The organism is Pseudomonas sp. App30, assembly GCF_047947025.1.
GTDB lineage: Bacteria > Pseudomonadota > Gammaproteobacteria > Pseudomonadales > Pseudomonadaceae > Aquipseudomonas.
The window spans coordinates 3,938,851-3,961,440 of sequence record NZ_CP133165.1; the positions used below are offsets into that span (position 1 = coordinate 3,938,851).

At 64.8% G+C, this 22,590-nt stretch carries 23 protein-coding genes and 1 other RNA gene; 16 read left to right on the top strand and 8 right to left on the bottom strand.

What is annotated here, in order from left to right; translation table 11 throughout:
- Nucleotides 1–134: 134 nt before the first annotated feature.
- The 6 genes from RAM80_RS18445 to RAM80_RS18470 all read left to right on the top strand — a co-directional run bounded on the left by RAM80_RS18445 (nt 135) and on the right by RAM80_RS18470 (nt 7,436).
- Complete coding sequence (locus RAM80_RS18445; protein ID WP_416427519.1) at nt 135–833, top strand: FadR/GntR family transcriptional regulator; 699 nt, start codon at nt 135–137, stop codon at nt 831–833.
- A gap of 119 nt (nt 834–952) precedes the next feature.
- On the top strand, nt 953–1,282 hold the full coding sequence (gene trxA, locus RAM80_RS18450) for a thioredoxin TrxA (protein ID WP_027979977.1): 330 nt from the start codon (nt 953–955) through the stop codon (nt 1,280–1,282).
- 247 nt (nt 1,283–1,529) lie between these two features.
- Nucleotides 1,530–2,789: a transcription termination factor Rho gene (gene rho, locus RAM80_RS18455; RefSeq protein ID WP_027979976.1), complete on the top strand. Its 1,260-nt coding sequence runs from the start codon at nt 1,530–1,532 to the stop codon at nt 2,787–2,789.
- A 142-nt stretch (nt 2,790–2,931) separates the two neighbouring features.
- On the top strand, nt 2,932–4,932 hold the full coding sequence (locus tag RAM80_RS18460) for an acyltransferase family protein (RefSeq protein ID WP_416421900.1): 2,001 nt from the start codon (nt 2,932–2,934) through the stop codon (nt 4,930–4,932).
- Between the two features lie 69 nt (nt 4,933–5,001).
- Nucleotides 5,002–6,468: a 4-hydroxy-3-polyprenylbenzoate decarboxylase gene (gene ubiD / locus RAM80_RS18465; protein ID WP_416421901.1), complete on the top strand. Its 1,467-nt coding sequence runs from the start codon at nt 5,002–5,004 to the stop codon at nt 6,466–6,468.
- Nucleotides 6,468–7,436: a CDP-6-deoxy-delta-3,4-glucoseen reductase gene (locus RAM80_RS18470; RefSeq protein WP_416421902.1), complete on the top strand. Its 969-nt coding sequence runs from the start codon at nt 6,468–6,470 to the stop codon at nt 7,434–7,436. Before ubiD ends, RAM80_RS18470 begins: the two co-directional genes overlap by 1 nt.
- 8 nt (nt 7,437–7,444) lie before the next feature.
- On the opposite strand, the gene RAM80_RS18475 is transcribed toward RAM80_RS18470, so the two are convergent.
- Nucleotides 7,445–7,921, bottom strand: a complete 477-nt coding sequence (locus RAM80_RS18475; protein WP_416421903.1) for a sn-glycerol-3-phosphate transporter — start codon at nt 7,919–7,921, stop codon at nt 7,445–7,447.
- A 347-nt stretch (nt 7,922–8,268) separates the two neighbouring features.
- Between RAM80_RS18475 and RAM80_RS18480 the strand changes: the two genes are divergently transcribed.
- On the top strand, nt 8,269–8,916 hold the full coding sequence (locus RAM80_RS18480; protein WP_416421904.1) for a gamma-glutamylcyclotransferase: 648 nt from the start codon (nt 8,269–8,271) through the stop codon (nt 8,914–8,916).
- On the opposite strand, the gene RAM80_RS18485 is transcribed toward RAM80_RS18480, so the two are convergent.
- On the bottom strand, nt 8,913–10,061 hold the full coding sequence (locus RAM80_RS18485; protein WP_416421905.1) for a hypothetical protein: 1,149 nt from the start codon (nt 10,059–10,061) through the stop codon (nt 8,913–8,915). The two genes, RAM80_RS18480 and RAM80_RS18485, sit on opposite strands and share 4 nt — an antisense overlap.
- Nucleotides 10,062–10,166: 105 nt before the next feature.
- Nucleotides 10,167–11,144: an NADPH:quinone oxidoreductase family protein gene (locus RAM80_RS18490; RefSeq protein WP_416421906.1), complete on the bottom strand. Its 978-nt coding sequence runs from the start codon at nt 11,142–11,144 to the stop codon at nt 10,167–10,169.
- A gap of 148 nt (nt 11,145–11,292) precedes the next feature.
- On the opposite strand from RAM80_RS18490, the gene RAM80_RS18495 reads away from it, so the two are divergent.
- The gene (locus tag RAM80_RS18495; RefSeq protein WP_416421907.1) at nt 11,293–11,706 is read left to right on the top strand and encodes a flagellar basal body-associated protein FliL; all 414 of its coding nucleotides are present in this window, start codon (nt 11,293–11,295) and stop codon (nt 11,704–11,706) included.
- Between the two features lie 3 nt (nt 11,707–11,709).
- Here the strand turns inward: RAM80_RS18495 and RAM80_RS18500 are convergent, their stop codons facing one another.
- Nucleotides 11,710–12,159: an EVE domain-containing protein gene (locus RAM80_RS18500; protein WP_416421908.1), complete on the bottom strand. Its 450-nt coding sequence runs from the start codon at nt 12,157–12,159 to the stop codon at nt 11,710–11,712.
- Between the two features lie 195 nt (nt 12,160–12,354).
- Here RAM80_RS18500 and RAM80_RS18505 point away from each other — a divergent pair, with 195 nt between their 5' ends.
- On the top strand, nt 12,355–12,495 hold the full coding sequence (locus RAM80_RS18505) for a hypothetical protein (protein WP_416421909.1): 141 nt from the start codon (nt 12,355–12,357) through the stop codon (nt 12,493–12,495).
- Between the two features lie 59 nt (nt 12,496–12,554).
- Here the strand turns inward: RAM80_RS18505 and RAM80_RS18510 are convergent, their stop codons facing one another.
- The 4 genes from RAM80_RS18510 to RAM80_RS18525 form a co-directional block, all read right to left on the bottom strand.
- Complete coding sequence (locus RAM80_RS18510) at nt 12,555–13,157, bottom strand: 5-formyltetrahydrofolate cyclo-ligase (RefSeq protein ID WP_416421910.1); 603 nt, start codon at nt 13,155–13,157, stop codon at nt 12,555–12,557.
- An 88-nt stretch (nt 13,158–13,245) separates the two neighbouring features.
- Nucleotides 13,246–13,424: non-coding RNA, 6S RNA (ssrS, locus tag RAM80_RS18515), on the bottom strand.
- Between the two features lie 31 nt (nt 13,425–13,455).
- Nucleotides 13,456–13,773, bottom strand: coding sequence for a cell division protein ZapA (locus RAM80_RS18520; protein WP_416421911.1), 318 nt, complete (start codon nt 13,771–13,773; stop codon nt 13,456–13,458).
- Nucleotides 13,770–13,979: a TIGR02449 family protein gene (locus RAM80_RS18525; RefSeq protein ID WP_081719218.1), complete on the bottom strand. Its 210-nt coding sequence runs from the start codon at nt 13,977–13,979 to the stop codon at nt 13,770–13,772. Before RAM80_RS18525 ends, RAM80_RS18520 begins: the two co-directional genes overlap by 4 nt.
- Before the next feature lie 143 nt (nt 13,980–14,122).
- Here RAM80_RS18525 and RAM80_RS18530 point away from each other — a divergent pair, with 143 nt between their 5' ends.
- From RAM80_RS18530 to gcvT, 7 genes are all read left to right on the top strand, one after another.
- Nucleotides 14,123–14,674 (top strand): YecA family protein, encoded by a 552-nt coding sequence (locus RAM80_RS18530; RefSeq protein WP_416421912.1) that lies wholly within the window; start codon nt 14,123–14,125, stop codon nt 14,672–14,674.
- Nucleotides 14,675–14,693: 19 nt separating this feature from the next.
- On the top strand, nt 14,694–16,034 hold the full coding sequence (gene pepP, locus RAM80_RS18535) for a Xaa-Pro aminopeptidase (protein ID WP_416421913.1): 1,341 nt from the start codon (nt 14,694–14,696) through the stop codon (nt 16,032–16,034).
- Nucleotides 16,031–17,224: a 2-octaprenyl-6-methoxyphenyl hydroxylase gene (gene ubiH, locus RAM80_RS18540; RefSeq protein ID WP_416421914.1), complete on the top strand. Its 1,194-nt coding sequence runs from the start codon at nt 16,031–16,033 to the stop codon at nt 17,222–17,224. The genes pepP and ubiH overlap by 4 nt, the downstream gene beginning before the upstream one ends.
- Before the next feature lie 59 nt (nt 17,225–17,283).
- Complete coding sequence (locus RAM80_RS18545) at nt 17,284–18,504, top strand: 2-octaprenyl-3-methyl-6-methoxy-1,4-benzoquinol hydroxylase (protein ID WP_416427520.1); 1,221 nt, start codon at nt 17,284–17,286, stop codon at nt 18,502–18,504.
- Nucleotides 18,505–18,703: 199 nt separating this feature from the next.
- Nucleotides 18,704–19,705 (top strand): extracellular solute-binding protein, encoded by a 1,002-nt coding sequence (locus RAM80_RS18550; protein ID WP_416421915.1) that lies wholly within the window; start codon nt 18,704–18,706, stop codon nt 19,703–19,705.
- Nucleotides 19,706–19,748: 43 nt separating this feature from the next.
- Nucleotides 19,749–21,308 carry an ABC transporter permease gene (locus RAM80_RS18555; RefSeq protein WP_416427521.1) on the top strand — a complete coding sequence of 520 codons (1,560 nt, stop codon included), beginning with the start codon at nt 19,749–19,751 and terminating at the stop codon, nt 21,306–21,308.
- Nucleotides 21,309–21,482: 174 nt separating this feature from the next.
- Entirely contained in the window at nt 21,483–22,565 is a 1,083-nt protein-coding gene (gene gcvT / locus RAM80_RS18560) for a glycine cleavage system aminomethyltransferase GcvT (RefSeq protein WP_416421916.1), read from the top strand.
- Nucleotides 22,566–22,590: the final 25 nt, after the last annotated feature.

Genomic DNA, 22,590 nt, shown 5'->3' on the forward strand with positions numbered 1-22,590 from the left:
CATACTGGTCTGAACAGCTGCACCGGTTTCGAGCAATAAATACGGGGGTGAACCGTTAAAGGGCGTGATTTGCCAGGCGGAAAAAATGGCGTTACAACAGTTATTCCATACGCCCGAAACGCCCTGCGCCCATGATGAATTCAATGAACCGAGCGGTACCTGATCTCGCCATCCAGGGCATTCGCCAACTGATCAGCCAGCACGGCTTCGAAGCCGGCGCCGCGCTGCCCTCGCAGCGCGACCTGGCGGAGCAATTGGGGGTGAGCCGCGCGTCGCTGCGCGAGGCGTTGTCGACCCTCAGCGCCTTGGGGGTGGTCAGTATCCAGCCGGGCAAGGGCGTGTTCGTGCAAGCGCCGGGGGCGGGGCAGGCTGCACCCGCCGGGCTGGCCTGGCCGTTCGCGGCCCAGGCCACGCCCGAGGACATTTTCCAGCTGCGCTACGCCCTGGAAAGCTTCGCCGCGGGCCTGGCGGCCGTGCGCCTGAGCGCCGACGAACTGGACGGCCTGCAGGATAACGTCGAGGCCATGCGCGCCGAGCTGCGTGGTGGCGACTTCGAGGCCGCCGCGCGCCTGGACTTCGACTTCCACCGGCGCATCCTGGTGGCCAGCGGCAACCAGGCCATGGCCAGCATCCTGGTCGCCAGCGCCGATATCTTCCTGGAAAGCCAGAAGCTACCGTTCATCCGCGCCGAGCGGGCCATGGAGACCTGGCAAGAGCACCGCAAGATCCTTCGTGCCCTGGCGCGTCACGCCGCCGCACCGGCCTCCCGCGCCATGCAGGAACACATCCGCGCGGCGGCCCTGCGCACGGGCATTGCCTTCGTCGCGCCCTGATAGCGATTGGTTAAATCTGGAATCACTATAGTTAGAGACAATCATCATCGGCTTCCTGTAGGGCGCCTGTGCCGTTATGATGGGCGACGTTTTTCCAGAATTCGACCGCGGAGCCCGTTATGAGCAGCGACAAAATCGTGCACGTCACTGATGCAACCTTTGAGGAGCAAGTACTCAAGGCCAAGGGCCCTGTCCTCGTTGACTATTGGGCTGAGTGGTGTGGCCCATGCAAGATGATCGCACCCGTGCTGGACGAGATCGCCGGTACCTACGAAGGTAAAGTGACCATCGCCAAGCTGAACATCGACGACAACCAGGAAACCCCAGCCAAGCACGGCGTGCGTGGCATTCCTACGCTGATGCTGTTCAAGGACGGTGAAGTGGCAGCGACCAAGGTCGGCGCCCTGTCCAAGTCGCAATTGGCCGCTTTCCTGGATGCCAGCCTGTAATAGCGCTGAAATATCCAGTGGTAATAGCCCCGCACCTTGCGGGGCTTTTTCTTGGGCGAACGACTAGACGCCCAGAAATTCAGGTGTTACATTCGGCCTCGCACTAGTATCTCTAGCGCCCCCTGCAAGCCGTCGCCGACGCACTCCTACTCGAATTAGTACGCGATCCTGTCGCCTTCTCTGCGGCGCGGCCTCATTAAGCCCAAAGCTTAATTTCTCCCTCCATACATGATTACGTCATTCCCTTATGAACCTGACTGAACTCAAGCAAAAGCCGATTACCGATCTGCTCGAAATGGCCGAACAGATGGGCATAGAAAATATGGCCCGTTCGCGCAAGCAGGATGTGATTTTCTCCCTGTTGAAGAAACATGCCAAAAGCGGCGAGGAAATCTCCGGTGATGGCGTGCTGGAGATTCTCCAGGACGGCTTCGGCTTCCTGCGTTCGGCTGACGCTTCGTACCTCGCGGGCCCGGATGACATCTACGTCTCCCCAAGCCAGATCCGTCGCTTCAACCTGCGCACCGGCGACACCATCGTCGGCAAGATCCGCCCTCCAAAGGAAGGCGAGCGTTACTTCGCCCTGTTGAAAGTTGACACCATCAACTTCGACCGCCCGGAAAACGCCAAGAACAAGATTCTGTTCGAAAACCTGACGCCGCTGTTCCCGACCGTGCGCATGAAGATGGAAGCCGGCAACGGTTCCACCGAAGACCTCACCGGTCGTGTCATCGACCTGTGCGCGCCGATCGGCAAGGGCCAGCGTGGCCTGATCGTTGCTCCGCCGAAGGCGGGCAAGACCATCATGCTGCAGAACATCGCGTCGAACATCACGCGTAACAACCCTGAAGTTCACCTGATCGTGCTGCTGATCGACGAACGTCCGGAAGAAGTGACCGAAATGCAGCGCACCGTGCGCGGCGAAGTGGTTGCCTCCACCTTCGACGAGCCGCCAACCCGCCACGTGCAGGTTGCCGAAATGGTGATCGAGAAGGCCAAGCGCCTGGTCGAGCACAAGAAGGACGTGGTCATCCTGCTGGACTCCATCACCCGTCTGGCCCGTGCCTACAACACCGTCATCCCGAGCTCCGGCAAGGTACTGACCGGTGGTGTCGACGCCCACGCCCTGGAGAAGCCGAAGCGTTTCTTCGGCGCCGCGCGTAACATCGAGGAAGGCGGTTCGCTGACCATCATCGCCACCGCGCTGGTCGAGACCGGCTCGAAGATGGACGAAGTGATCTACGAAGAGTTCAAGGGTACCGGCAACATGGAACTGCCCCTGGACCGCAAGATTGCTGAGAAGCGCGTCTTCCCGGCCATCAACATCAACCGTTCCGGCACCCGCCGCGAAGAGTTGCTGACTGCCGACGACGAACTGCAGCGCATGTGGATCCTGCGCAAGCTGCTGCACCCGATGGACGAAGTCGCCGCCATCGAGTTCCTGGTCGACAAGCTGAAGCAGACCAAGACCAACGACGAGTTCTTCCTGTCGATGAAACGCAAGTAAGCACGCTTTTCAGCCTGCTTGAAAAAATGGCGCCCACCGGGGCGCCATTTTTTTTTACATTTTTTCGGAACTGATACACAGCCAGCCCTTCTATGATGCGATGCCCCCGATACCGGGGAACACAAGAAAACAAGGGACTGTCATGGCTGTACTGTCATACCGTCGCGACATCGACGGCCTGCGCGCGCTGGCTGTCCTGGTGGTCGTGCTCTTTCACTTCGGCATCACCGGGTTTTCCGGTGGGTTCGTCGGCGTGGACGTGTTTTTCGTCATTTCCGGTTTCCTGATCACCTCGATCATCTGGCGGCAACGCCAGGCGGGGCAGTTCAGCTTCCTCGACTTCTGGACCCGGCGGGCACGGCGCATCCTGCCGGCGCTGTGCGTGGTCATGCTGGCGAGCCTGGTCGCCGGCTGGTTCCTGCTGGCGCCGCATGACTACAGCGACCTGGGCCGCACCGTGCGCTACCAGGCCATGTTCGCTTCCAACATCCTGTTCCGCCGCGAGGATGGCTACTTCGACACGGCTTCGGACCTCAAGCCGCTGCTGCACACCTGGTCGCTGTCGGTGGAAGAGCAGTTCTACATCGTCTTTCCGTTGCTGCTGGGGCTGCTGATGCGCTGGGCCCCGCGCTGGCGCTTGTGGTTGCTGGGGCTTGCGCTGCTGTCCCTGGGCATGAGCACCTGGGCGGTGAAGCACGACCCTTCGGCGGCGTTCTTCCTGCTGCCCCTGCGTGCCTGGGAGCTGCTGGCGGGCGCCCTGCTGGCCGTGGCGCCGGTGGCGCAGAGCCGCCGCGCGCCATGGCTTTACCAGGCGGCCAGCCTGGTTGGGCTGGCCATGCTGCTGGCGGCCACCCTGCTGTTCGATGCTGCCACGCCGTTCCCTGGCCCGGCGGCACTGTTGCCGGTGCTGGGCACCGTGTTGCTGATCTGGGCCAATGGCGCCCACGCTACCTGGGTTGCCCGCCTGCTGGGCACGCGGCTGCTGGTGGGTATCGGGCTGCTCTCCTATTCCTGGTACCTGTGGCACTGGCCGGTCCACGTGTTCGCCAGCTACGCGGCGGTGGATGGCCTGGGTGGCTGGCAGGTGGCCGGGTTGCTGGCGCTCAGCCTGGTGCTGGCCTATGCCAGCTGGCGCTGGGTTGAGCAGCCGCTGCGCCAGGCCAGGCCCACCGCCACGCCGCGGCAGGTGCTGGCGGGCGCGCTGGTGGTGCTGGTGACGATGAGCCTGGCGGGCCAGGCCCTGCGCTGGACCGACGGAATTCCCTCGCGCCTGCCTGAACAGGCGCTCAGGTATGCCCAGGCGAAGGAATGGGAGGGCGGTGAACGTGACTGCCTGTCCGGTTTCGAGGACTCCAAGCCAGTCTGCCGGCTGGGCCCGCAAGGGCAGGGCGTGCCGGCGACGCTGATATGGGGGGACAGCCATGCGGCCGGCATGGGCCCCGCGCTGAAAATAGCCGCCGAGCAGCACGCCACGCCGGTGTCGCTGGCCGCCAAGTCGGGGTGCATTCCAGTACCGGGCCTTGAAACCAAGCCCGGCTGCCAGGCGTTCAACCAGCGCATGCTGGCCTTGACCGACACCCCGGGGGTGAGCGATGTGGTGCTGGCGGCGCGCTGGAGCCTGTACCTTTACGGGGAAGAGGACGGCGACACCACCTACATGCTGCACGACCCTCATTCTGGCAAGGCTGACCGCGCGTACGCCGAACAGCAGTTGGCGCAGCGGTTGGGCACGCTGGTGACGCTGCTGCGCCAGCATGGCCACCGGGTGTGGCTGGTGGCCGAGGTGCCGCTGCAGAAGCAACCGGTGCCCTGGCGCCTGACACGGCTGGCCATGCTCGGCCGGTCGGCGGCCGATGACGGCCGGCCCGTGGCCGAGCATTTGGCGCGCCAGGCATTCATTCACCAGCTGTTTGGGGGCCTTGCGGCCCGGGACGCTGGTGTGCGGGTGATCGATCCCACGGCGCTGTTCTGCGCCCGGGGCGGCATCTGCCGGGTCGAAAGCAATGGCCAATCGCTCTATATGGATACCAATCATTACGGCGATGCGGCGGCCACCTACCTGCAACCGCTGCTGGCGCCGCTGTTCACGGGGGCAGCGGCGGCCCATGCCAACGCGCAAATCCAGGCCAATTCTGCAGATTGACGGTTCGGCGGCTGCCAGCCGTCGCCGGAGCAGGTACGATGTACGCCTATTTTACGAGTGGCATGGTCAATGAAATTCAAGGATCTTCGGGATTTCGTGCAGCAGCTTGAGCAGCGCGGAGAGTTGAAACGCATCCAGGTGCCGATTTCGCCGGTGCTGGAAATGACTGAAGTCTGCGATCGCACCCTGCGCAGCAAGGGCCCGGCGCTGCTGTTCGAAAAGCCCACCGGCTACGACATTCCGGTGCTGGGCAACCTGTTTGGCACCCCCGGCCGCGTGGCCCTGGGCATGGGCGCCGAAGACGTCAGCGAGCTGCGTGAAATCGGCAAGCTGCTGGCGTTCCTCAAGGAGCCCGAGCCGCCCAAGGGGCTGAAGGACGCTTGGTCCAAGCTGCCGATCTTCAAGAAGATCATTGCCATGGCCCCCAAGGTGGTCAAGGACGCCGCGTGCCAGGAAGTGGTCATCGAGGGCGATGACGTCGACCTGGGCATGCTGCCGGTGCAGACCTGCTGGCCGGGCGACGTCGCGCCGCTGATCACCTGGGGCCTGACCGTTACCCGTGGGCCGAACAAGGATCGCCAGAACCTGGGCATCTACCGCCAGCAGGTCATTGGCCGCAACAAGGTCATCATGCGCTGGCTGAGCCACCGTGGCGGCGCACTGGACTACCGCGAATGGTGCGAGAAGCACCCGGGCCAGCCGTTCCCGGTCTCGGTGGCCCTGGGCGCCGACCCGGCGACCATCCTTGGCGCCGTGACCCCGGTGCCCGACAGCCTGTCGGAATACGCCTTCGCCGGCCTGCTGCGCGACAACCGCACCGAGTTGGTGAAGTGCCGTGGCAACGACCTGCAGGTGCCGGCCAGCGCTGAGATCGTCCTGGAAGGGGTCATTCACCCTGGCGAGATGGCCGACGAAGGTCCCTATGGCGACCATACCGGCTACTACAACGAGGTCGACAGCTTCCCGGTGTTTACCGTGGAGCGCATCACCCACCGTATCAAGCCGATCTACCACAGCACCTACACCGGCCGGCCGCCGGATGAGCCGGCGATCCTGGGCGTGGCGCTGAACGAGGTGTTCGTGCCGATCCTGCAGAAGCAGTTCCCGGAGATCACCGACTTCTACCTGCCGCCCGAAGGCTGTTCCTACCGCATGGCGGTGGTGACCATGAAGAAGCAGTACCCCGGCCACGCCAAGCGGGTGATGCTGGGCGTGTGGTCGTTCCTACGACAGTTCATGTACACCAAGTTTGTTATCGTCACCGACGACGACATCAACGCGCGGGACTGGAACGACGTGATCTGGGCTATCACCACGCGCATGGACCCCAAGCGCGACACGGTGATGATCGACAACACCCCGATCGACTACCTGGACTTCGCCTCGCCGGTATCGGGCCTGGGCTCGAAGATGGGCCTGGACGCCACCCACAAGTGGCCCGGCGAAACCACCCGTGAGTGGGGGCGCGTGATCGTCAAGGACGACGCCGTTACCAAACGCATCGATGAACTGTGGAACCAGCTAGGAATAGATTGATGCGCGTAACCTTGCAGCCATCGGGCGCGGTGCTGGACACGCTACCCGGCGAACGAATCCTGGAAGCCGCCCAGCGCCTGGGCCACGAGTGCCCGCAAAGCTGCCGCAATGGCAATTGCCACGTGTGCTCGGCGTTGCTGGTGGAAGGCCGTGTGCGCCAGGACGGGGAAGAGCGCGACCACGGTGAAATCTACACCTGCATCGCCGAGCCCCTGGAAGATTGCGTAGTGCTGTGGGACGGCGTGCTGGCCCTGGGCGAGCTGCCGGTGCGCAGCCTCGCCTGCCAGCTCAGCGACTGTACCCCTGTGGGTGGCGACGTCTGGCGCGTGCGCCTGCGCGCGCCGGCCGGCAAGCCGCCGCGCTACCATGCCGGACAGTACCTGATGATCGAGCGCGAGAACGGCGACAAATCGGCGTTTTCCCTGGCCTCGGCGCCCCACAGCGGCCGCGACCTGGAACTGCACGTGCTGGTGCGCGAAGCCAGCGCCCAGAGCCTGGTCGAGCAGCTGCAGCGCAACCGCATGGCCCGCGTGGAACTGCCGTTCGGCGACACCCACCTGGCCGAGTTGCCGGACGGCCCGCTGGTGCTGATCGCCGCTGGCACCGGCATGGCGCAGATGCACAGCCTGATCGAGCATTGCCGCGCCAAGGGCTTCAAGCACCCGGTGCACCTGTACTGGGGCGTGCGCCGGCCTGAAGACTTCTATCAGCTTGAGCATTGGGAAGAGTGGAAGGCGCTGCCCAACCTGTTCCTGCACCAGGTGGTCAGCGACCTCTGCGGCTGGGAAGGCCGTTGCGGCATGCTGCACGAGGCGGTCTGTGAAGACATTACCGACCTGGCTGGCGTGCACGTCTACGCCAGCGGCTCGCCGGCCATGATCTACGCCACCCTGGACGCCCTGGTGGCGGCAGGCATGGATGCGCACCAGATGCGTGCCGACGTGTTCGCCTACGCGCCCCGTCCCTGAGCGCAAGGTCAAAAACGCACGCCGACGTTGACCATGGTCGCGGCCAACCCCAGCAACACCACTTCCCCGGTCACCGGCCCCCAGTGGGCGCCGATGCCGGGGATCACCGCCGGCGCGACGCCGAAGCGGTTCAAGGGCAGCTTGTCCCGGTAATTTCCCTTGTAGCCATGGATCACCCCTGCGCTGAGCTTGTAGTACAGCGCGGAGTCCGGCACGTCGAAGCGCTTGCCTGCGTAGGCGTAGAACGACCGCTGGCTGAAGGAGTTGCGGAAGGTAGCGCCGCCCGCCAGCCAGCCGGACGCCAGGTTGCGCTCCAGGCCGACCAGGTCCTGATGGTTGTTGTACTGGCCGTTGCTGGCGAAGTGGCGGGTCAGCACGCTGCCTTGCAACAGCCAGAAGTCATCGCTTGCGGCAATTGCAGGGGGCGCCCAGGCTGCCAGTGCGGCTGGCAGCACGCGGGCGAGGGTGCTGAGGGGAAATTTCATGATCATTGACCGCTATCTATCGGAAGCGTGCTTTTTCGCTCATATCGATAGGAAGTTTCTAGACGTGAAACTTCTGAATATTTCGTAGGAAAGTTTACATGTGTCTTGGCTGCACTATTCTCAGGCAATAGCAGGGGCAACTTCACTGGGCGCAAGTGCCACTTCGGTGCGCAGTTGTGCTGTGTGGCCCACTTCGGTGCTTTATAACCAACGCCAGTCGAGTTGCTTATAAGCGTTTGCAAGGGCTTGTTTTTCTGAGGTTATCTGCCGTACGGTAACAGCGGGGCTGTAGCAATCGGTTAAAGTGAGTCGGCCTTGTCGATTCACGGGGATATCAGGCGACGACTATGTCGGCTATCGAAACTGCACACTTCAACGAGGTCTACCCACCTTCGCTCGACCTCGGGCCGCAATTGACCCACGAGCAACTGGTGCACTCCCTCCAAACCACCATGGCGCGCCATAAGGGCGGGCCGGTCTGGCTGTTTGCCTACGGTTCGCTGATCTGGCGGCCGGAGTGCAGCGCGGTGGAGCGCCGCCGTGCACGGGTGCATGGTTACCACCGCGGCCTGTACCTGTGGTCCCACGAGCACCGCGGCACGCCGGAACGCCCCGGGCTGGTGTTCGGCCTGGACCGCGGCGGTTCCTGCAGCGGCTTTGCCTACCGCCTGCCGCAGGAACAACTGCAGGATTCGTTGCTGGCGCTGTGGCAGCGGGAGATGCCCTATCCGTCCTACCGACCGCACTGGCTCAATTGCCGCCTTGAAGACGGCACCAAGGTGCAGGCGCTGGGCTTCGTGCTTGAGCGGCACCTGCCCAGCTACGCGGGCAACCTGCCCGACAACCTCTTGAGCCACATCCTGGAAAGCGCCAGCGGCCGGTTCGGCAGCACCCTGGACTACGTGCAGCAGACCATCAGCGCCCTGCGCAGCCACGAAATGCCCGACCGCAACCTGGAGGCGCGCATCAAGCGCTGCCATTCGCGCGAGGGTTAGGCGCCGGCCGCCGGTGGTATCAGTTCCTTGTACATGCCCTGCACCGCTGCCACTGGCGCGGCCAGGCCGATGGCCGGCGTGAAGGGCGCGCCGCCGATGGCCGAGAAGGGCGCCCACTGGGTGCCATGGCTGACTGCACGCTCGTTCTTGTCGGCTTCGGTGACATACGTGTAGCTGTACTTGCGCATGTTGGCGTACCAGGCGTCGTGGATATGCATGGTGTCGTGGGCCTGCTTGAGCGCTGCCGCGTCCAGCTTCAGGCACTTTTGCAGTTCGACGCCCCAGCGCTGCAGGCAGGTTTCTGCCAGGTGCCGCACCACCATCCCCGGCTCAGGCAACGCCTTGGCGCCCGCCACGCCGTCTTCGGCGGCATTGCCCACCAGGGTGGCGTGCCGCCCTGGCATCGGGTAGACGCCGACCCTGGTGTTGCCGGTGACCTTGGGGATGACGCAAGCGAAGCCCTTCGAGCGTTCGTCCCGGGCGTAAAACCCGACGTATTCGCGCACATTGCTGCCCAGGTTGACGCGCTCTGGCTGAAAGTTGAACAACCCCGGCACTGGGTCAATGGCGAAGATATTCACCGGGATATGCTTGAGGGCCGGGTCCTTGAGCATGGCGTTGGCCAGCATGTGGCAGCTGATGCCACCGCGGCTCCAGCCCACCAGGTTGACCTGGCTGGGTATTTTGCCGCCCTTGCGGAATTGGTTGACGATCTGTTGTTGCAGCTGCTGTGGGGTGGGGTTGCGGTCGCCGTAGTCATATATCCGCGCCCAGAAGCTGCCCTTGACCTGGACATCCTGGATAGGCACCCCGGCCTTCTTGAGCGCCTGGTAATCGGCTTCGTTAAGTTTGTCGCGCTGCCATTCGAACTCGCCCTTGATCATGTTCAAGGCATGGCGCACGTTGGTCTCCCAGCCCTTGCCGAATGCCGGGCCGGCGTAGGGATGGTCCTGGGACTCGACGGTCAGTGTGTCGGCTTGCAGGTTGCCGCTGCCGGGGCCGTCGACGATGATCCAGTCGGCGAACTCGCGGCCCAGGCTATTGGCGGCCAGGGTGGAAACCAGCTCGCCGTTCCAGTAGTTGGGGTGGTGGTTGTCAAAGCAGGTGGCGCTGGTACCACAGAAATACACAGTAAAGACACTCATGGTGAACTCCCTTTCGATGAGGTTGCAACCAGGCGGTTGCGGCGCTCAGTTCAACCTCATCAAGGGGAAGGCACCATTCAGAATCGTTTCCTGAACGGGAACGACTCACCGCACGGCGATTACCAGCTTGCCTACGGCCTGGCGATGGGCCAGCGCGTGGATGGCAGCACCTGCTTCAGCCAGGGGGTAGGTGGCCGAAACCAGCGGCTTGAGCTTGCCCTCGGCAAACCACTGGAACAGCGCCTTGAAGTTGGCCGCGTTGTCCTGCGGCTGGCGCTGGGCGAACGAGCCCCAGAACACCCCCACCACGGCTGCGCCCTTGAGCAGTGCCAGGTTCACCGGCAGCTCGGGGATGCGCCCGCTGGCGAAGCCCACCACTAGCAGGCGGCCGTTCCAGGCGATGGAGCGCACGGCCTGGTCGAACAGGTCGCCGCCCACCGGGTCGTAGATTACGTCGACGCCGTTGCCGCCGGTCAGGCGCTTGATCTCATCCTTGAGGCTGGTTTCGCTGTAGTTGATCAGTTCGTCGGCACCGGCGGCCTTGGCCACCGCCAGCTTGTCGGCGCTGCTGGCCGCGGCAATCACGCGGGCGCCCATGGCCTTGCCGATTTCCACCGCCGCCAGGCCCACGCCACCGGAGGCGCCCAGCACCAGCAGGGTTTCGCCCGGTTGCAGGTTGGCGCGCTGCTTGAGGGCGTGCATGGAGGTGCCGTAGGTCATGCTGAAAGCCGCGGCGGTCTGGTAGTCCATGCCGTCGGGAATCGCCATGACGTTGTAGCCGGGCACGGCGATTTCCTCGGCGAAGCTGCCCCAGCCGGTCAGGCCCATCACCCGGTCGCCCACCTTCAGGTGGCTGACGTTCTCGCCTACCGCGCGCACCACGCCTGCCGCCTCACCGCCGGGGGCGAAGGGGAAGGGTGGCTTGAACTGGTATTTGCCCTCGATGATCAGCGTGTCGGGAAAGTTGACCCCGGCGGCGTGCACCTCCACCAGCACTTCGTTCTTCTTGATCGCCGGGCTGGCGATGTCTTCCAATACCAGGGTCTCGGCGGGGCCGAAGGCTTTGCACAGCACAGCTTTCATCGGGCTATTCCTTTGCAGGTTGTGGCCGATAAGTGTAGGTGTGACGAATGTGCGGTCAACGAGCATGCCCCCAGCTGATAGGCGTCCATAAGCGCCGGCCCGTGGGTTATCTTGTTATGCTTGCGCCAACAGAATGAGGAACGAATTTGTGAAAGCGTGGATCTTGATGGCGTTGGCCCTGACGCTGCCCGTGTCGGCGGCCATGGCCGAGGAAGGCAAGGAAGAGGGCGGCCCACCGAAAGTGAGCTACATCACCCTGAGCCCGCCCTTTGTGGGCAACTACGCGCTGGACGGCAGCCCGCGCCTGCACGTGTACAAGGCCGACGTGGCCCTGCGCGTGACCGGCCCCGAGGCGGAAGCCGCGGTGAAACACCAGGACCCGCTGATCCGCAACCAGCTGGTGGCGCTGTTCTCCCAGCAGACCGTGGACTCGATGAGCAACGTCGAGTCCAAGGAAAAGCTGCGCCAGGAAGCGCTCAAGCAGGTGCAACAGGTCATGACCAGCGAAGAGGGCAAGCCCATGGTCGAGGACTTGCTGTTCAACAACCTGATCGTGCAGTAAGCCTCAGCGCAGCGCCAGCACCGCCGCCCATTGTTCGGCGGTCACTGGCATCACCGACAGCCGGCTGCCCTTTTGTACCAGCGGCAACTCGGCCAGCGCCGTTTGCTGCTTGAGGTAGCCCAGGCCCAGCACCTTGGCGAAGGTTTCGACGTGGCTCACGTCCACCGCGCTCCAGGGGTTCTTGTCGGCGTTGGCGCGGGCATCGTGGTAGGCGCTTGCCGGGTCCAGGGCCGTGGGGTCTTCATAGGCCGCCGCGCTGATGCGGGCGATGCCGGCGATGCCCGGCTCCGGGCAGCTGGAGTGGTAGAAGAAGAACTCGTCGCCCACGGCCATTGCGCGCAGGAAATTGCGTGCCTGATAGTTGCGCACCCCATCCCAGCGGGTATCGCCCAGGCGGGCCAAGTCCTTGATGGAGAGCTCGTCGGGCTCTGATTTCATCAGCCAATAGGCCATCTTTGCTGCTCCAAATTTGAAACAAAAATTGTCAGTGTGGCGTTTTCAATACAACCCGACAGTCGGTTGGCGCCAGCGTTGCGTGTCGCGTCATGTTGCCGCAGAATGCGCGCATTTTACGCTTCACATAATTACCGGGCCATCTTCAAGCCAAAGCGCCCGACTTCATCACGACTTGCCTGAGGGGGGCAATTGATGCGCCGCAAACCGGATTTGCTATGGATTTTGGTCATTTTGTTCGGTTTGGGTGTCGTGACCACGGGTTACGCGCAGACCCTGTGGGACCGCAAGGCCAATGCCCCTGTGGAAGTGAACGCGCCCGTCCAGTACCGCTGATTGCAGCGTGAAAAAAGGCCCATCGGCATGCCGATGGGCCTTTTTTTGTGCCTGCAGGGTTACGCCAGGTACCAGCGTTTATCCGACACGGTGCCCTGCAACGGCACGTCCCAACTGGCCTGCGCCAGCCGCTCCACCTTCTGGCACTCATGGGCCAGGCCCAGCAGCACCGGCTTGTGCCACGCACCGCGGCGGCTGCGGTAGGCCAGGCTGCGGTCGTAGAAGCCACCGCCCATGCCCAGCCGGCCGCCCACTTCGTCAAAGCCCACCAGCGGCAGCAGGATCAGGTCCAGCGCCCAGATCACCCGTTGGCGCGCCGGGTTGATGTGCGGTTCGGGAATACGGAAGCGGTTGCGACGATATGCCTCACCTGCGCGCACCTGCTGGAACACCATTTTGGTCCGTGGCCAGGCGCTGAGCACCGGCAAATAGGTTTTCTTGCCCCGGCGCTGGGCTTCGGCCAGCAGCAGGCGTGGGTCTATTTCGCTGTCGTTGGGCAGGTATAGGGCCACGTGGCGGGCGCGCCGGAACAGCGGGTGCTGGGCCAGCTGGCGGTACAGCCCGCGGGCGGCTTCACGTTGTTGCGCAGGGGTCAGTGCCCGTCGGGCATCGCGCAGCAGGCGGCGCAATTGAGGGCGTGAAAGTGGTGCGGATTCGGTCATGGCGAAGGCCATCCAGAAGCGCCCGGGCCGCGCGGGGCGGCGGGGCGGATACCCATGCCGGCAAGGCCTGGCAGGGGCAAGTAATGCGAGACTCCCCGACGAACCGCTGTCGGTGTAGCCCTTGAACCCGAAAGTTCAAGGTGGAGATTGCAGGAGGCGTTAAGGCTTTCCGTCAAGCGGACATGCGCACCGGCCTCAGCGTGCAACCCCCGTGGTTGTGCGTATCGGCTCAGGGACATGACCGACTGGCAAGCACTCCAGGGAGCGGCGCAAGTATACCCGAAACAACCAGAATGTTTCAGCCCCGGGTTTCATCCTGATCAGTGGCGAGCACCAGGTCGACGCGTTCGAGCAGGTCGCGGACCTGTTCGCGGGTGGAACCGCTGGCGGCGATGTCGGGGGTTTCCTGCTTGTGCAACAGGTCATGGGTAATGTTCAGTGCAGCCATCACGGCGATGCGGTCGGCGCCGATGACCTTGCCGCTGCTGCGGATCTCGCGCATCTTGCCGTCCAGGTAGCGCGCGGCGCTGACCAGGTTGCTGCGCTCCTCGGGGGGGCAGATGATCGAGTATTCCTTGTCGAGGATCTGAACAGTGACGCTATTGCTTGAACTCATGAGTCTTGCTCCAGGGCCTTGAGGCGCGAAATCATCGATTCGACCTTGTGCCGGGCGATTTCGTTTTTTTCTATGAGGTGTGCGCGCTCCTCGCGCCAGGATTTTTCCTGAGCTAGTAGGAGTCCGTTTTGGCGTTTTAGTTGCTCGACTCGGTCGATCAATTGCTCGAGTCGGCCCATCAGCGCTTGCAGGTCGTTCTGTTCCATGGGGTCCCGTTCGCTACAATCAGTGAGTGGCGCAAGGCCTTGCACGTTAACGAGTTGGCCGCGTCGATGGTCTTGGCGCGCCTGCCGGTGCTAGGATACAAGGTCTTCATTCTAGTCATTGCGCCGCCTGGCGCCTAGTTGCCATGTCTATTCAGAAATCCCCGTATCAAGGCTTTGCCGACCTGCTCAACGCTGGCGGTCACCCCGTTTCCCCTGCCGAGCTGCATGGCTTGCTGCTGGGCCGTAGCTGCGCTGGCGCCGACTTCGACGCCGAAGGCTGGCTGGCGGACGCCGCGCTGTCGCTGGACACCGAACCTGCCGAGAACGTGCGCAACGCGCTGGTTGGCCTGCAGGCCATGGTCCAAGGCGAGCTCACCGGCGAAGACGTGACCATCGTCATCCTGCTGCCTAGCGACGACGCGCCGCTGACCGAGCGTGCCACCGCCCTGGGCCAATGGTGCCAAGGCTTCCTCACCGGCTTCGGCCTGCACTCGGGTGGCAAGAACCTGAGCCAGGAAGCCCAGGAAATCCTCCAGGACATGGACGCCATTTCCCAGGTGCAGGAAGCGCTGGAAGAATCCGAAGACGCCGAAAGCGACTACATGGAAGTGATGGAATACCTGCGCGTGGCGCCGATGCTGCTGTTCACCGAATGCGCCAAGCCAGTGGCGGCTGCCAAGCCTTCCCTGCACTGATGCGAAAAGGGGCCCACCTGTGCCAGTAATCCACATCCCGAAGTCGGAATATGCGCGTCGGCGCAAGGCTCTGATGGCGCAGATGGAGCCCAACAGCATCGCCATCCTGCCGGCGGCTGCCGTGGCCATTCGCAACCGCGACGTGGAGCACGTGTATCGCCAGGACAGCGACTTCCAGTACCTGAGCGGCTTCCCCGAGCCCGAGGCGGTGATTGCCCTGATCCCCGGCCGCGAGCACGGCGAATACGTGCTGTTCTGCCGCGAGCGCAACCCCGAGCGTGAGCTGTGGGATGGCTTGCGGGCCGGCCAGGAAGGCGCCATTCGTGACTACGGCGCCGACGATGCCTTCCCTATCACCGATATCGACGACATCCTGCCCGGCCTGATCGAAGGCCGCGACCGGGTGTACACGGCCATGGGCAGCAACACCGAATTCGACCGGCACCTGATGGAGTGGATCAACGTCATTCGCTCCAAGGCCGACCTGGGTTCGCAGCCGCCCGAAGAGTTCGTGGCGCTGGACCACCTGTTGCATGACATGCGCCTGTACAAGTCGGCCAACGAGGTGAAGGTCATGCGCCATGCCGCGCAGATCTCTGCCCGTGCCCATGTGCGCGCCATGCAGGCGTGCCGCGCCGGCCTGCACGAGTTCAGCCTGGAAGCCGAACTGGACTACGAATTCCGCAAGGGCGGGGCGAAGATGCCGGCCTATGGCTCCATCGTCGCCTCGGGCCGCAACAGCTGCATCCTCCACTATCAGGAGAATGACGCGCTGCTCAAGGACGGCGACCTGGTGCTGATCGACGCTGGCTGCGAGATCGACTGCTACGCCAGCGACATCACCCGCACCTTCCCGGTCAGCGGCGTGTTCTCGCCCGAGCAGAAGGCCATCTACGAGCTGGTGCTCAAGTCCCAGGAGGCAGCCTTTGCCGCCATCGGCCCGGACCGCCACTGGAATGAGGCCCACGAGGCCACCGTGCGGGTGATCACCCAAGGGCTGGTGGAGCTGGGCCTGCTGGAAGGCGAGGTCAATGAACTGATCGTCACCGAGGCCTACCGCGCCTTCTACATGCACCGTGCCGGCCACTGGCTGGGCATGGACGTGCACGACGTCGGCGACTACCGCGTGGGCGGCGAATGGCGCGTGCTGGAGCCGGGCATGACCCTGACGGTGGAGCCGGGCATCTACATCAGCCCCGACAACACCCGCGTGGCGAAGAAATGGCGCGGCATTGGCGTGCGCATCGAAGACGACGTGGTGGTAACCCGCAGTGGTTGCGACATCCTGACCGGCGACGTGCCCAAGACCGTCGCCGAAATCGAAGCCTTGATGGCTCAAGCACGTACCGAGGCCGCATGAACCGCGTCAATCTGGCAATCATCGGCGGCGGCCTGGTCGGCGCCAGCCTGGCCCTGGCCCTGCAGGCCGGCGCCAAGGCGCGCGGCTGGAAGATCATGCTGATCGAGCCGTTCGCCCCTGGCGACAGCTACCAGCCCAGCTACGACGCACGCTCTTCGGCGCTGTCGTTCGGCACCCGGCAGATCTACGAGCGCCTGGGCCTGTGGCAGCACATTCACCGCCGCGCCGAGCCGATCCGGCAAATCCATGTGTCCGACCGCGGGCGCTTCGGTGTCACCCGCCTGACCGCGCTGGAAGAAGGCGTGCCGGCCCTGGGCTACGTGGTGGAGAACGCCTGGCTGGGCCAATGCCTGTGGCAGGCGCTGGACCCAGAGGTGGTGAGCTGGCGTGTGCCCGCCGAGGTCACCCGCCTTCAGGTGCGCGAGGACGGCTACCGCCTGACCCTCAACGACGACACCAGCCTGGACTGCGACCTGGCAGTGCTGGCCGATGGCGGCCGTTCCGGCCTGCGCGAGCAGCTGGGCATCGGCGTGCGCCGCCGGCCCTATGACCAGAGCGCGCTGATCGCCAACATCAGCCCCAGCCAGCCCCATGAAGGCCTGGCGTTCGAACGCTTCACCGACGACGGCCCCATGGCCCTGCTGCCGCTGCCCGACAACCGCTGCGCGCTGGTGTGGACCCGCCTGGGCATGGACGCCCAGCGCCTGGCCGAGATCGACGAGCGCGCGTTCCTCAAGGAACTGCAAGGCGTGTTCGGCTATCGCCTGGGCACCTTACAGCAGGTCGGCGTGCGCCACCTGTACCCGCTGACCCTGGTAGAAGCCGAAGAGCAGGTACGGCCACACCTGGTGGTGCTCGGCAACGCCGCCCACGCCCTGCACCCCATCGCCGGCCAGGGTTTCAACCTGTCGCTGCGGGACGTGCAGGCGCTGGCCGACACCCTGCTGGCCAGCCAGGCGCCGCTGGGCGACTTCGCCACCTTGCAGCGCTACCGCGCCAGCCAGCGCGCCGACCAGGACCTGACCGTGGGCTTCTCCGACAAGGTCACCCGCCTGTTCGGTTCCTCCCAGCCGCTGGTGGCCGCCGGGCGCAACCTGGGCCTGCTGGGCCTGGACCTGCTACCGCCGGCCAAGCGCTGGTTCGCCCGCCAGGCCATGGGCCTGGGCACCCGCGCAGATATGCAGGGTTGAGCATGGCCGCGTCGTTTTACTCCCCCATCAACCCCGTGGAACAGGCTTGAAGCATGGAAATGCGTGCAGATCTGGTAGTAGTCGGCGCCGGCATGGTGGGCAGCGCCCTGGCCCTGGCGTTGCAGAACAGCGGCCTGGAAATCCTGGTGGTCGACGGCAGCCCTCTCAGCGTCAAGGCGTTCGACGCCCAGGCGCCGTTCGAACCGCGCGTCAGCGCCCTTTCGGCCGCCAGCCAGCGGGTGCTTGAGCGCCTGGGTGCCTGGCAGGGCATTGCCCGCCGTCGCGCCTGCGCCTACGGCGACATGAGCGTGTGGGATGGCAGCGGCACCGGCCACATTCACTTCAGCGCCGCCAGTGTGCATGCCGAAACCCTCGGCCACATCGTCGAGAACCGCGTGGTCCAGGATGCGCTGCTGGAGCAACTGCACGACAGCGACATCGGCCTGCTGGCCAACGCGCGCCTGGAACAGCTGCGCCGCTCCGGTGACGACTGGCTGCTGACCCTGGCCGACGGCCGCACCGTGCGCGCGCCGCTGGTGGTGGCTGCCGACGGCGCCCATTCCGCCGTGCGCCGCCTGGCCGGCTGCGAAACTCGCGAGTGGGATTACCTGCACCACGCCATCGTCACCAGCGTGCGCTGCGCGCAACCGCACCAGCGCACCGCCTGGCAGCGCTTCACCGACGACGGCCCGCTGGCCTTCCTGCCGCTGGAGCATGCCGACCAACAGCACTGGTGCTCGATCGTCTGGTCGACCACGCCCAAGGAAGCCGAGCACCTGATGGCGCTGGATGACGATGCCTTCTGCGCCCAACTGGAGCGTGCCTTCGAAGGCCGCCTGGGCAAGGTGGAGCACGCCGACAAGCGCCTGTGCGTGCCGCTGCGCCAGCGCCACGCCAAGCGCTACGTGGCAGAAGGCCTGGTGCTGATCGGCGACGCCGCCCACACCATTCACCCGTTGGCGGGGCAGGGCGTGAACCTGGGCTTCCTCGATGCTGCGGTGCTGGCCGAAGAGCTGCTGCATGCCAACGGCCGTGGCGAACGCCTGGCCGACGTGCGCGTGCTCAGCCGCTACGAACGTCGGCGCATGCCCCACAACCTGGCGTTGATGGCGGCCATGGAAGGCTTCGAACGGCTGTTCCAGGCCGACCCGCTGCCGGTGCGCTGGTTGCGCAACAGCGGCCTGAAGTGGGTCGAGCAAATGCCCGAAGCCAAGGCGCTGTTCGTGCGCCAGGCGCTGGGTTTGAGCGGCGACCTGCCAGCGCTGGCAAAACCCCTGTAGCAGCGGCCGCAGGCCGCGTCCATGGCGCCGCGTTGTGCCCGGCACACCGCGGTGAATCCGGACGCCGCCTTCGGCAGCTGCTACGGGAACATGGGAACTTCTGGGAAACATCTGGAAACTTCTTGCTTTCGACTTCGATTGAGATGGCAAATGCGTTTCTCTACCATTTGCCCCACATTCGATTTCGGGGTCTATTTCCATGCTGCCTTCCAAGCGCGTTTTCATTGCCCTGGCCCTCAGCCTGTTCGCCCATGAAGCTCGCGCCGCCGATGCAGTGGTGGTGTATTCCTCGCGTATCGACGAGCTGATCAAGCCGGTCTTCGACGCCTACACCGCCAAGACCGGGGTGCCGATCAAGTTCATCACCGACAAGGAAGCGCCGCTGATGCAGCGCATCAAGGCAGAGGGCGAGCACGCCACCGCCGACCTGTTGCTGACCGTGGACGCCGGCAACCTCTGGCAGGCCGAGCAGATGGGCATCCTGCAGCCGCTGCAATCGGGGGTCATCGACACCAACATCCCGCCGCAGTACCGCGCCGCCAGCCATGAGTGGACCGGCCTGAGCCTGCGCGCGCGAACCATCGCCTACTCCACCGACCGGGTCAAACCCGCCGACCTGTCCACCTACGAGGCCCTGGCCGACAAGCAATGGGAAGGCCGCCTGTGCCTGCGCACGGCGAAGAAGGTCTACAACCAGTCGCTGACCGCCACGCTGATCGAGACCCACGGCGAGGCGCAGACCGAGGCCATCCTCAAGGGCTGGGTCAACAACCTGTCCACCGACGTGTTCTCCGACGACATCGCCGTGCTGCAGGCCATCAAGGCTGGCCAGTGCGACGTGGGCATCGTCAACACCTACTACTACGGGCGCCTGCACCGCCAGGACCCGCAGCTGCCAATCAAGCTGTTCTGGCCCAACCAGGAAGACCGTGGCGTGCACGTGAACCTGTCGGGCATCGGCCTGACGCGCCACGCGCCGCACCCCGAGGCGGCCAAGGCGTTGGTCGAGTGGATGACCGGCCCCGAGGCGCAGAAGATCTTCGCCGACACCAACCAGGAATTCCCCGCCAACCCCAGCGTCGAGCCTTCGGCGGAAGTGGCGGGCTGGGGTACGTTCAAGGCCGACACCTTGCCGGTCGAGGTGGCGGGCAAGCGCCAGGCCGAGGCCATTCGCCTGATGGACCGTGCCGGCTGGAACTGACCGGCCCGTGAACCAGCGCCGCTGGTACCTGCCGGTCTTCGCCATGGCAGCGCTGGTGCTGTTGCCGCTCAGTGTGCTGCTGTTGTCCTGGCAGAGCATCGACGCTGGCATCTGGCAGCACCTGTGGGCCACGCAGTTGCCACGCCTGCTGGGCAACACCCTGACCCTGCTGACTGGCGTCGGCATCGGCGTGACCCTGCTGGGCGTGAGCCTGGCCTGGCTCACCAGCCTGTGCCAGTTCCCAGGCCGGCGCTGGCTGGACTGGGCGCTGATGCTGCCGTTCGCGATCCCCGCCTATGTGCTGGCATTCGTTTTTGTGGGCCTGCTGGACTTCGCAGGGCCGGTGCAGACGCTACTGCGTGAATGGTTCGGCAGCGGCCTGCGGCTGCCGCGGGTGCGTTCCACCGGCGGCGTGATCATCGTGCTGGTGCTGGTGTTCTACCCGTACGTGTACCTGCTGGCGCGCACGGCGTTCCTGGCCCAGGGTCGTGGCCTGATGGAGGCGGCGCGAGTGCTGGGGCACACGCCCTGGCAGGCGTTCTGGCGCGTAGCCCTGCCCATGGCGCGGCCCGCCATCGGCGCCGGCATTGCCTTGGCGATGATGGAAACCCTGGCCGATTTCGGCGCCGTGGCGGTGTTCAACTTCGACACCTTCACCACCGCCATCTACAAGACCTGGTACGGCTTCTTCAGCCTGTCCAGCGCTGCGCAACTGGCCAGCCTGCTGTTGGTGGCGGTGGTGCTGGTGCTGTACGGCGAGCGCCGCGCCCGTGGCGCTGCCCATGCCGGCAGCGAGCGTGCGCGTGGGCACCTGCGCTACCGCCTGAGCGGCTGGAAGGCTGTTGCGGCGACCTGCTGGTGCGGGCTGGTGTTCGCCTGTGCGTTCGTGGTGCCGGTGGCGCAATTGCTGGTGTGGTGCTGGCAGCGCGGTCGTTTCGACCTGGACGAGCGTTACCTGGGGCTGGTTGTGCACACGCTGTACCTGGGCGTGCTGGCGGCGCTAGCGACTGTGGCCGTGGCCCTGCTGCTGGCATTTGCGCGGCGCCAGGCGCCTGGCCGGGCCATCGGCGCGGGCGTGGGCCTGGCCAACCTGGGCTACGCGCTGCCGGGCTCGGTGTTGGCGGTGTCGATCATGCTGGCCTTCAGTTACCTGGACAAGGCACTGGTCATTCCGCTGGCCGGCCGGCCCATGCTGCTGGGCAGCCTGGCGGCGCTGCTGCTGGCCTATCTGGTGCGGTTCATGGCCGTGGCCTACGGCCCGCTTGAAAGCAGCCTGGCGAAAATTCGCCCGTCGCTGCCTGAAGCGTCCCGCAGCCTTGGCGTTGGCGGTGTACGGCTGTTCAGCCGGGTGTACCTGCCGCTGCTGCTACCGGGTGCACTGAGCGCGGCGCTGCTGGTGTTCGTCGACGTGCTCAAGGAAATGCCCGCTACGCTGTTGATGCGGCCATTCGGCTGGGACACCCTCGCCGTGCGGGTGTTCGAGATGACCAGCGAAGGGGAGTGGGCCCGCGCTTCGCTGCCTGCCCTGACCCTGGTGCTGGTGGGCCTGTTGCCGGTGATCGGGCTGATTCGACGTTCGGCACGGCGTATCGGTCAAACCTGATGGCGCCTCTGCCCAGAGGTGTCAGGGCCGCGCCTTGCGGCTACAATGCGCGGCATTCGGCGCGGCCGGTCATTGTGATCTGGTCTTATAGGCACCCCGCAAAGCTCTGTTCCAGAGCCTTGCGGGTGGTTTGCCCAGTATGCGCGCCTTCGCCAAGCCCGGAAGGAGAAACCCATGGGACAGCGTACGCCTCTCTATGACCTGCATTTGGCGCTCGGCGCCAAGATGGTCGATTTTGGCGGTTGGGACATGCCCCTGCACTATGGATCGCAGGTCGAGGAACACCACCAGGTGCGCCGCGACTGTGGCGTGTTTGATGTATCGCACATGACCGTCATCGACATCGCCGGGCCCCAGGCCCAGGCCTTCCTCCAGCACCTGCTGGCCAACGACGTCGCGCGCCTTGAAGGCACCGGCGCGGCGCTGTACAGCGCCATGCTCGACGAGCGCGGCGGCATCGTCGACGACATGATTGTCTACCTGCTGGACGACGGTTACCGCCTGGTGGTCAACGCCGCCACTCGTGACCAGGACCTGGCCTGGATCGGCAAGGTTGCCGGCGGTTTCGACGTGCGCGTCAGCGAGCGCCCCGAGCTGGCGATGCTCGCCATCCAGGGCCCGCAGGCGCGGCATAAGGTCGCGCAGCTGGTGAGCCAGGCGCGCTCCAACCTGATCAATCAGCTCAAGCCATTCCAGGGCCTGCCCGACGGCGACTGGTTCATTGCCCGCACCGGCTACACCGGTGAAGATGGCCTGGAAATCGTCCTGCCCGCCGTCGAGGCGCCTGCGTTTTTCAACGACCTGGTAGGCGCCGGCATTGCCCCGATCGGCCTGGGAGCCCGGGATACGTTGCGTCTGGAGGCGGGCATGAACCTCTACGGCCAAGATATCGACCAGGCGCATTCGCCCCTGGTGTCGAACATGGCCTGGAGCATCGCCTGGGAGCCGGCCGGGCGAAACTTCATCGGCCGCCAGGCGCTGGAGGCTGAACGCGGCCAGGGCGCGAGGGAAAAACTGGTCGGGTTGGTGCTGGAAGAGCGTGGTGTATTGCGTGCCCACCAGGTAGTTCGTATCGCAGAAATTGGCGAAGGGGAGATCACCAGTGGTAGTTTCTCACCTACGTTGAGCAAATCGATCGCCCTGGCGCGCGTTCCGATGGCCACCGCTGACCGTGCCGAGGTGGAAATCCGTGGCAAGTGGTACCCGGTACGGGTAGTACGACCCACGTTCGTGCGCCATGGCAAAACCCTGATCTGACTTTTGCGCGGGCCTGCCGCCGACC

Coding starts and splice junctions, on each gene's coding strand:
- trxA (WP_027979977.1), top strand. CDS start 953: ATGAGCAGCGACAAAATCGTGCACGTCACTGATGCAACCTTTGAGGAG.
- gcvT (WP_416421916.1), top strand. CDS start 21,483: ATGGGACAGCGTACGCCTCTCTATGACCTGCATTTGGCGCTCGGCGCC.
- RAM80_RS18550 (WP_416421915.1), top strand. CDS start 18,704: ATGCTGCCTTCCAAGCGCGTTTTCATTGCCCTGGCCCTCAGCCTGTTC.
- ubiD (WP_416421901.1), top strand. CDS start 5,002: ATGAAATTCAAGGATCTTCGGGATTTCGTGCAGCAGCTTGAGCAGCGC.
- rho (WP_027979976.1), top strand. CDS start 1,530: ATGAACCTGACTGAACTCAAGCAAAAGCCGATTACCGATCTGCTCGAA.
- RAM80_RS18460 (WP_416421900.1), top strand. CDS start 2,932: ATGGCTGTACTGTCATACCGTCGCGACATCGACGGCCTGCGCGCGCTG.
- RAM80_RS18525 (WP_081719218.1), bottom strand. CDS start 13,979: ATGGAACAGAACGACCTGCAAGCGCTGATGGGCCGACTCGAGCAATTG.
- RAM80_RS18500 (WP_416421908.1), bottom strand. CDS start 12,159: ATGGCCTATTGGCTGATGAAATCAGAGCCCGACGAGCTCTCCATCAAG.
- RAM80_RS18520 (WP_416421911.1), bottom strand. CDS start 13,773: ATGAGTTCAAGCAATAGCGTCACTGTTCAGATCCTCGACAAGGAATAC.
- RAM80_RS18555 (WP_416427521.1), top strand. CDS start 19,749: ATGGCAGCGCTGGTGCTGTTGCCGCTCAGTGTGCTGCTGTTGTCCTGG.
- RAM80_RS18545 (WP_416427520.1), top strand. CDS start 17,284: ATGCGTGCAGATCTGGTAGTAGTCGGCGCCGGCATGGTGGGCAGCGCC.
- RAM80_RS18445 (WP_416427519.1), top strand. CDS start 135: ATGAATTCAATGAACCGAGCGGTACCTGATCTCGCCATCCAGGGCATT.
- RAM80_RS18470 (WP_416421902.1), top strand. CDS start 6,468: ATGCGCGTAACCTTGCAGCCATCGGGCGCGGTGCTGGACACGCTACCC.
- RAM80_RS18475 (WP_416421903.1), bottom strand. CDS start 7,921: ATGAAATTTCCCCTCAGCACCCTCGCCCGCGTGCTGCCAGCCGCACTG.
- RAM80_RS18510 (WP_416421910.1), bottom strand. CDS start 13,157: ATGACCGAATCCGCACCACTTTCACGCCCTCAATTGCGCCGCCTGCTG.
- ubiH (WP_416421914.1), top strand. CDS start 16,031: ATGAACCGCGTCAATCTGGCAATCATCGGCGGCGGCCTGGTCGGCGCC.
- RAM80_RS18485 (WP_416421905.1), bottom strand. CDS start 10,061: ATGAGTGTCTTTACTGTGTATTTCTGTGGTACCAGCGCCACCTGCTTT.
- RAM80_RS18490 (WP_416421906.1), bottom strand. CDS start 11,144: ATGAAAGCTGTGCTGTGCAAAGCCTTCGGCCCCGCCGAGACCCTGGTA.
- RAM80_RS18530 (WP_416421912.1), top strand. CDS start 14,123: ATGTCTATTCAGAAATCCCCGTATCAAGGCTTTGCCGACCTGCTCAAC.
- RAM80_RS18480 (WP_416421904.1), top strand. CDS start 8,269: ATGTCGGCTATCGAAACTGCACACTTCAACGAGGTCTACCCACCTTCG.
- RAM80_RS18505 (WP_416421909.1), top strand. CDS start 12,355: ATGCGCCGCAAACCGGATTTGCTATGGATTTTGGTCATTTTGTTCGGT.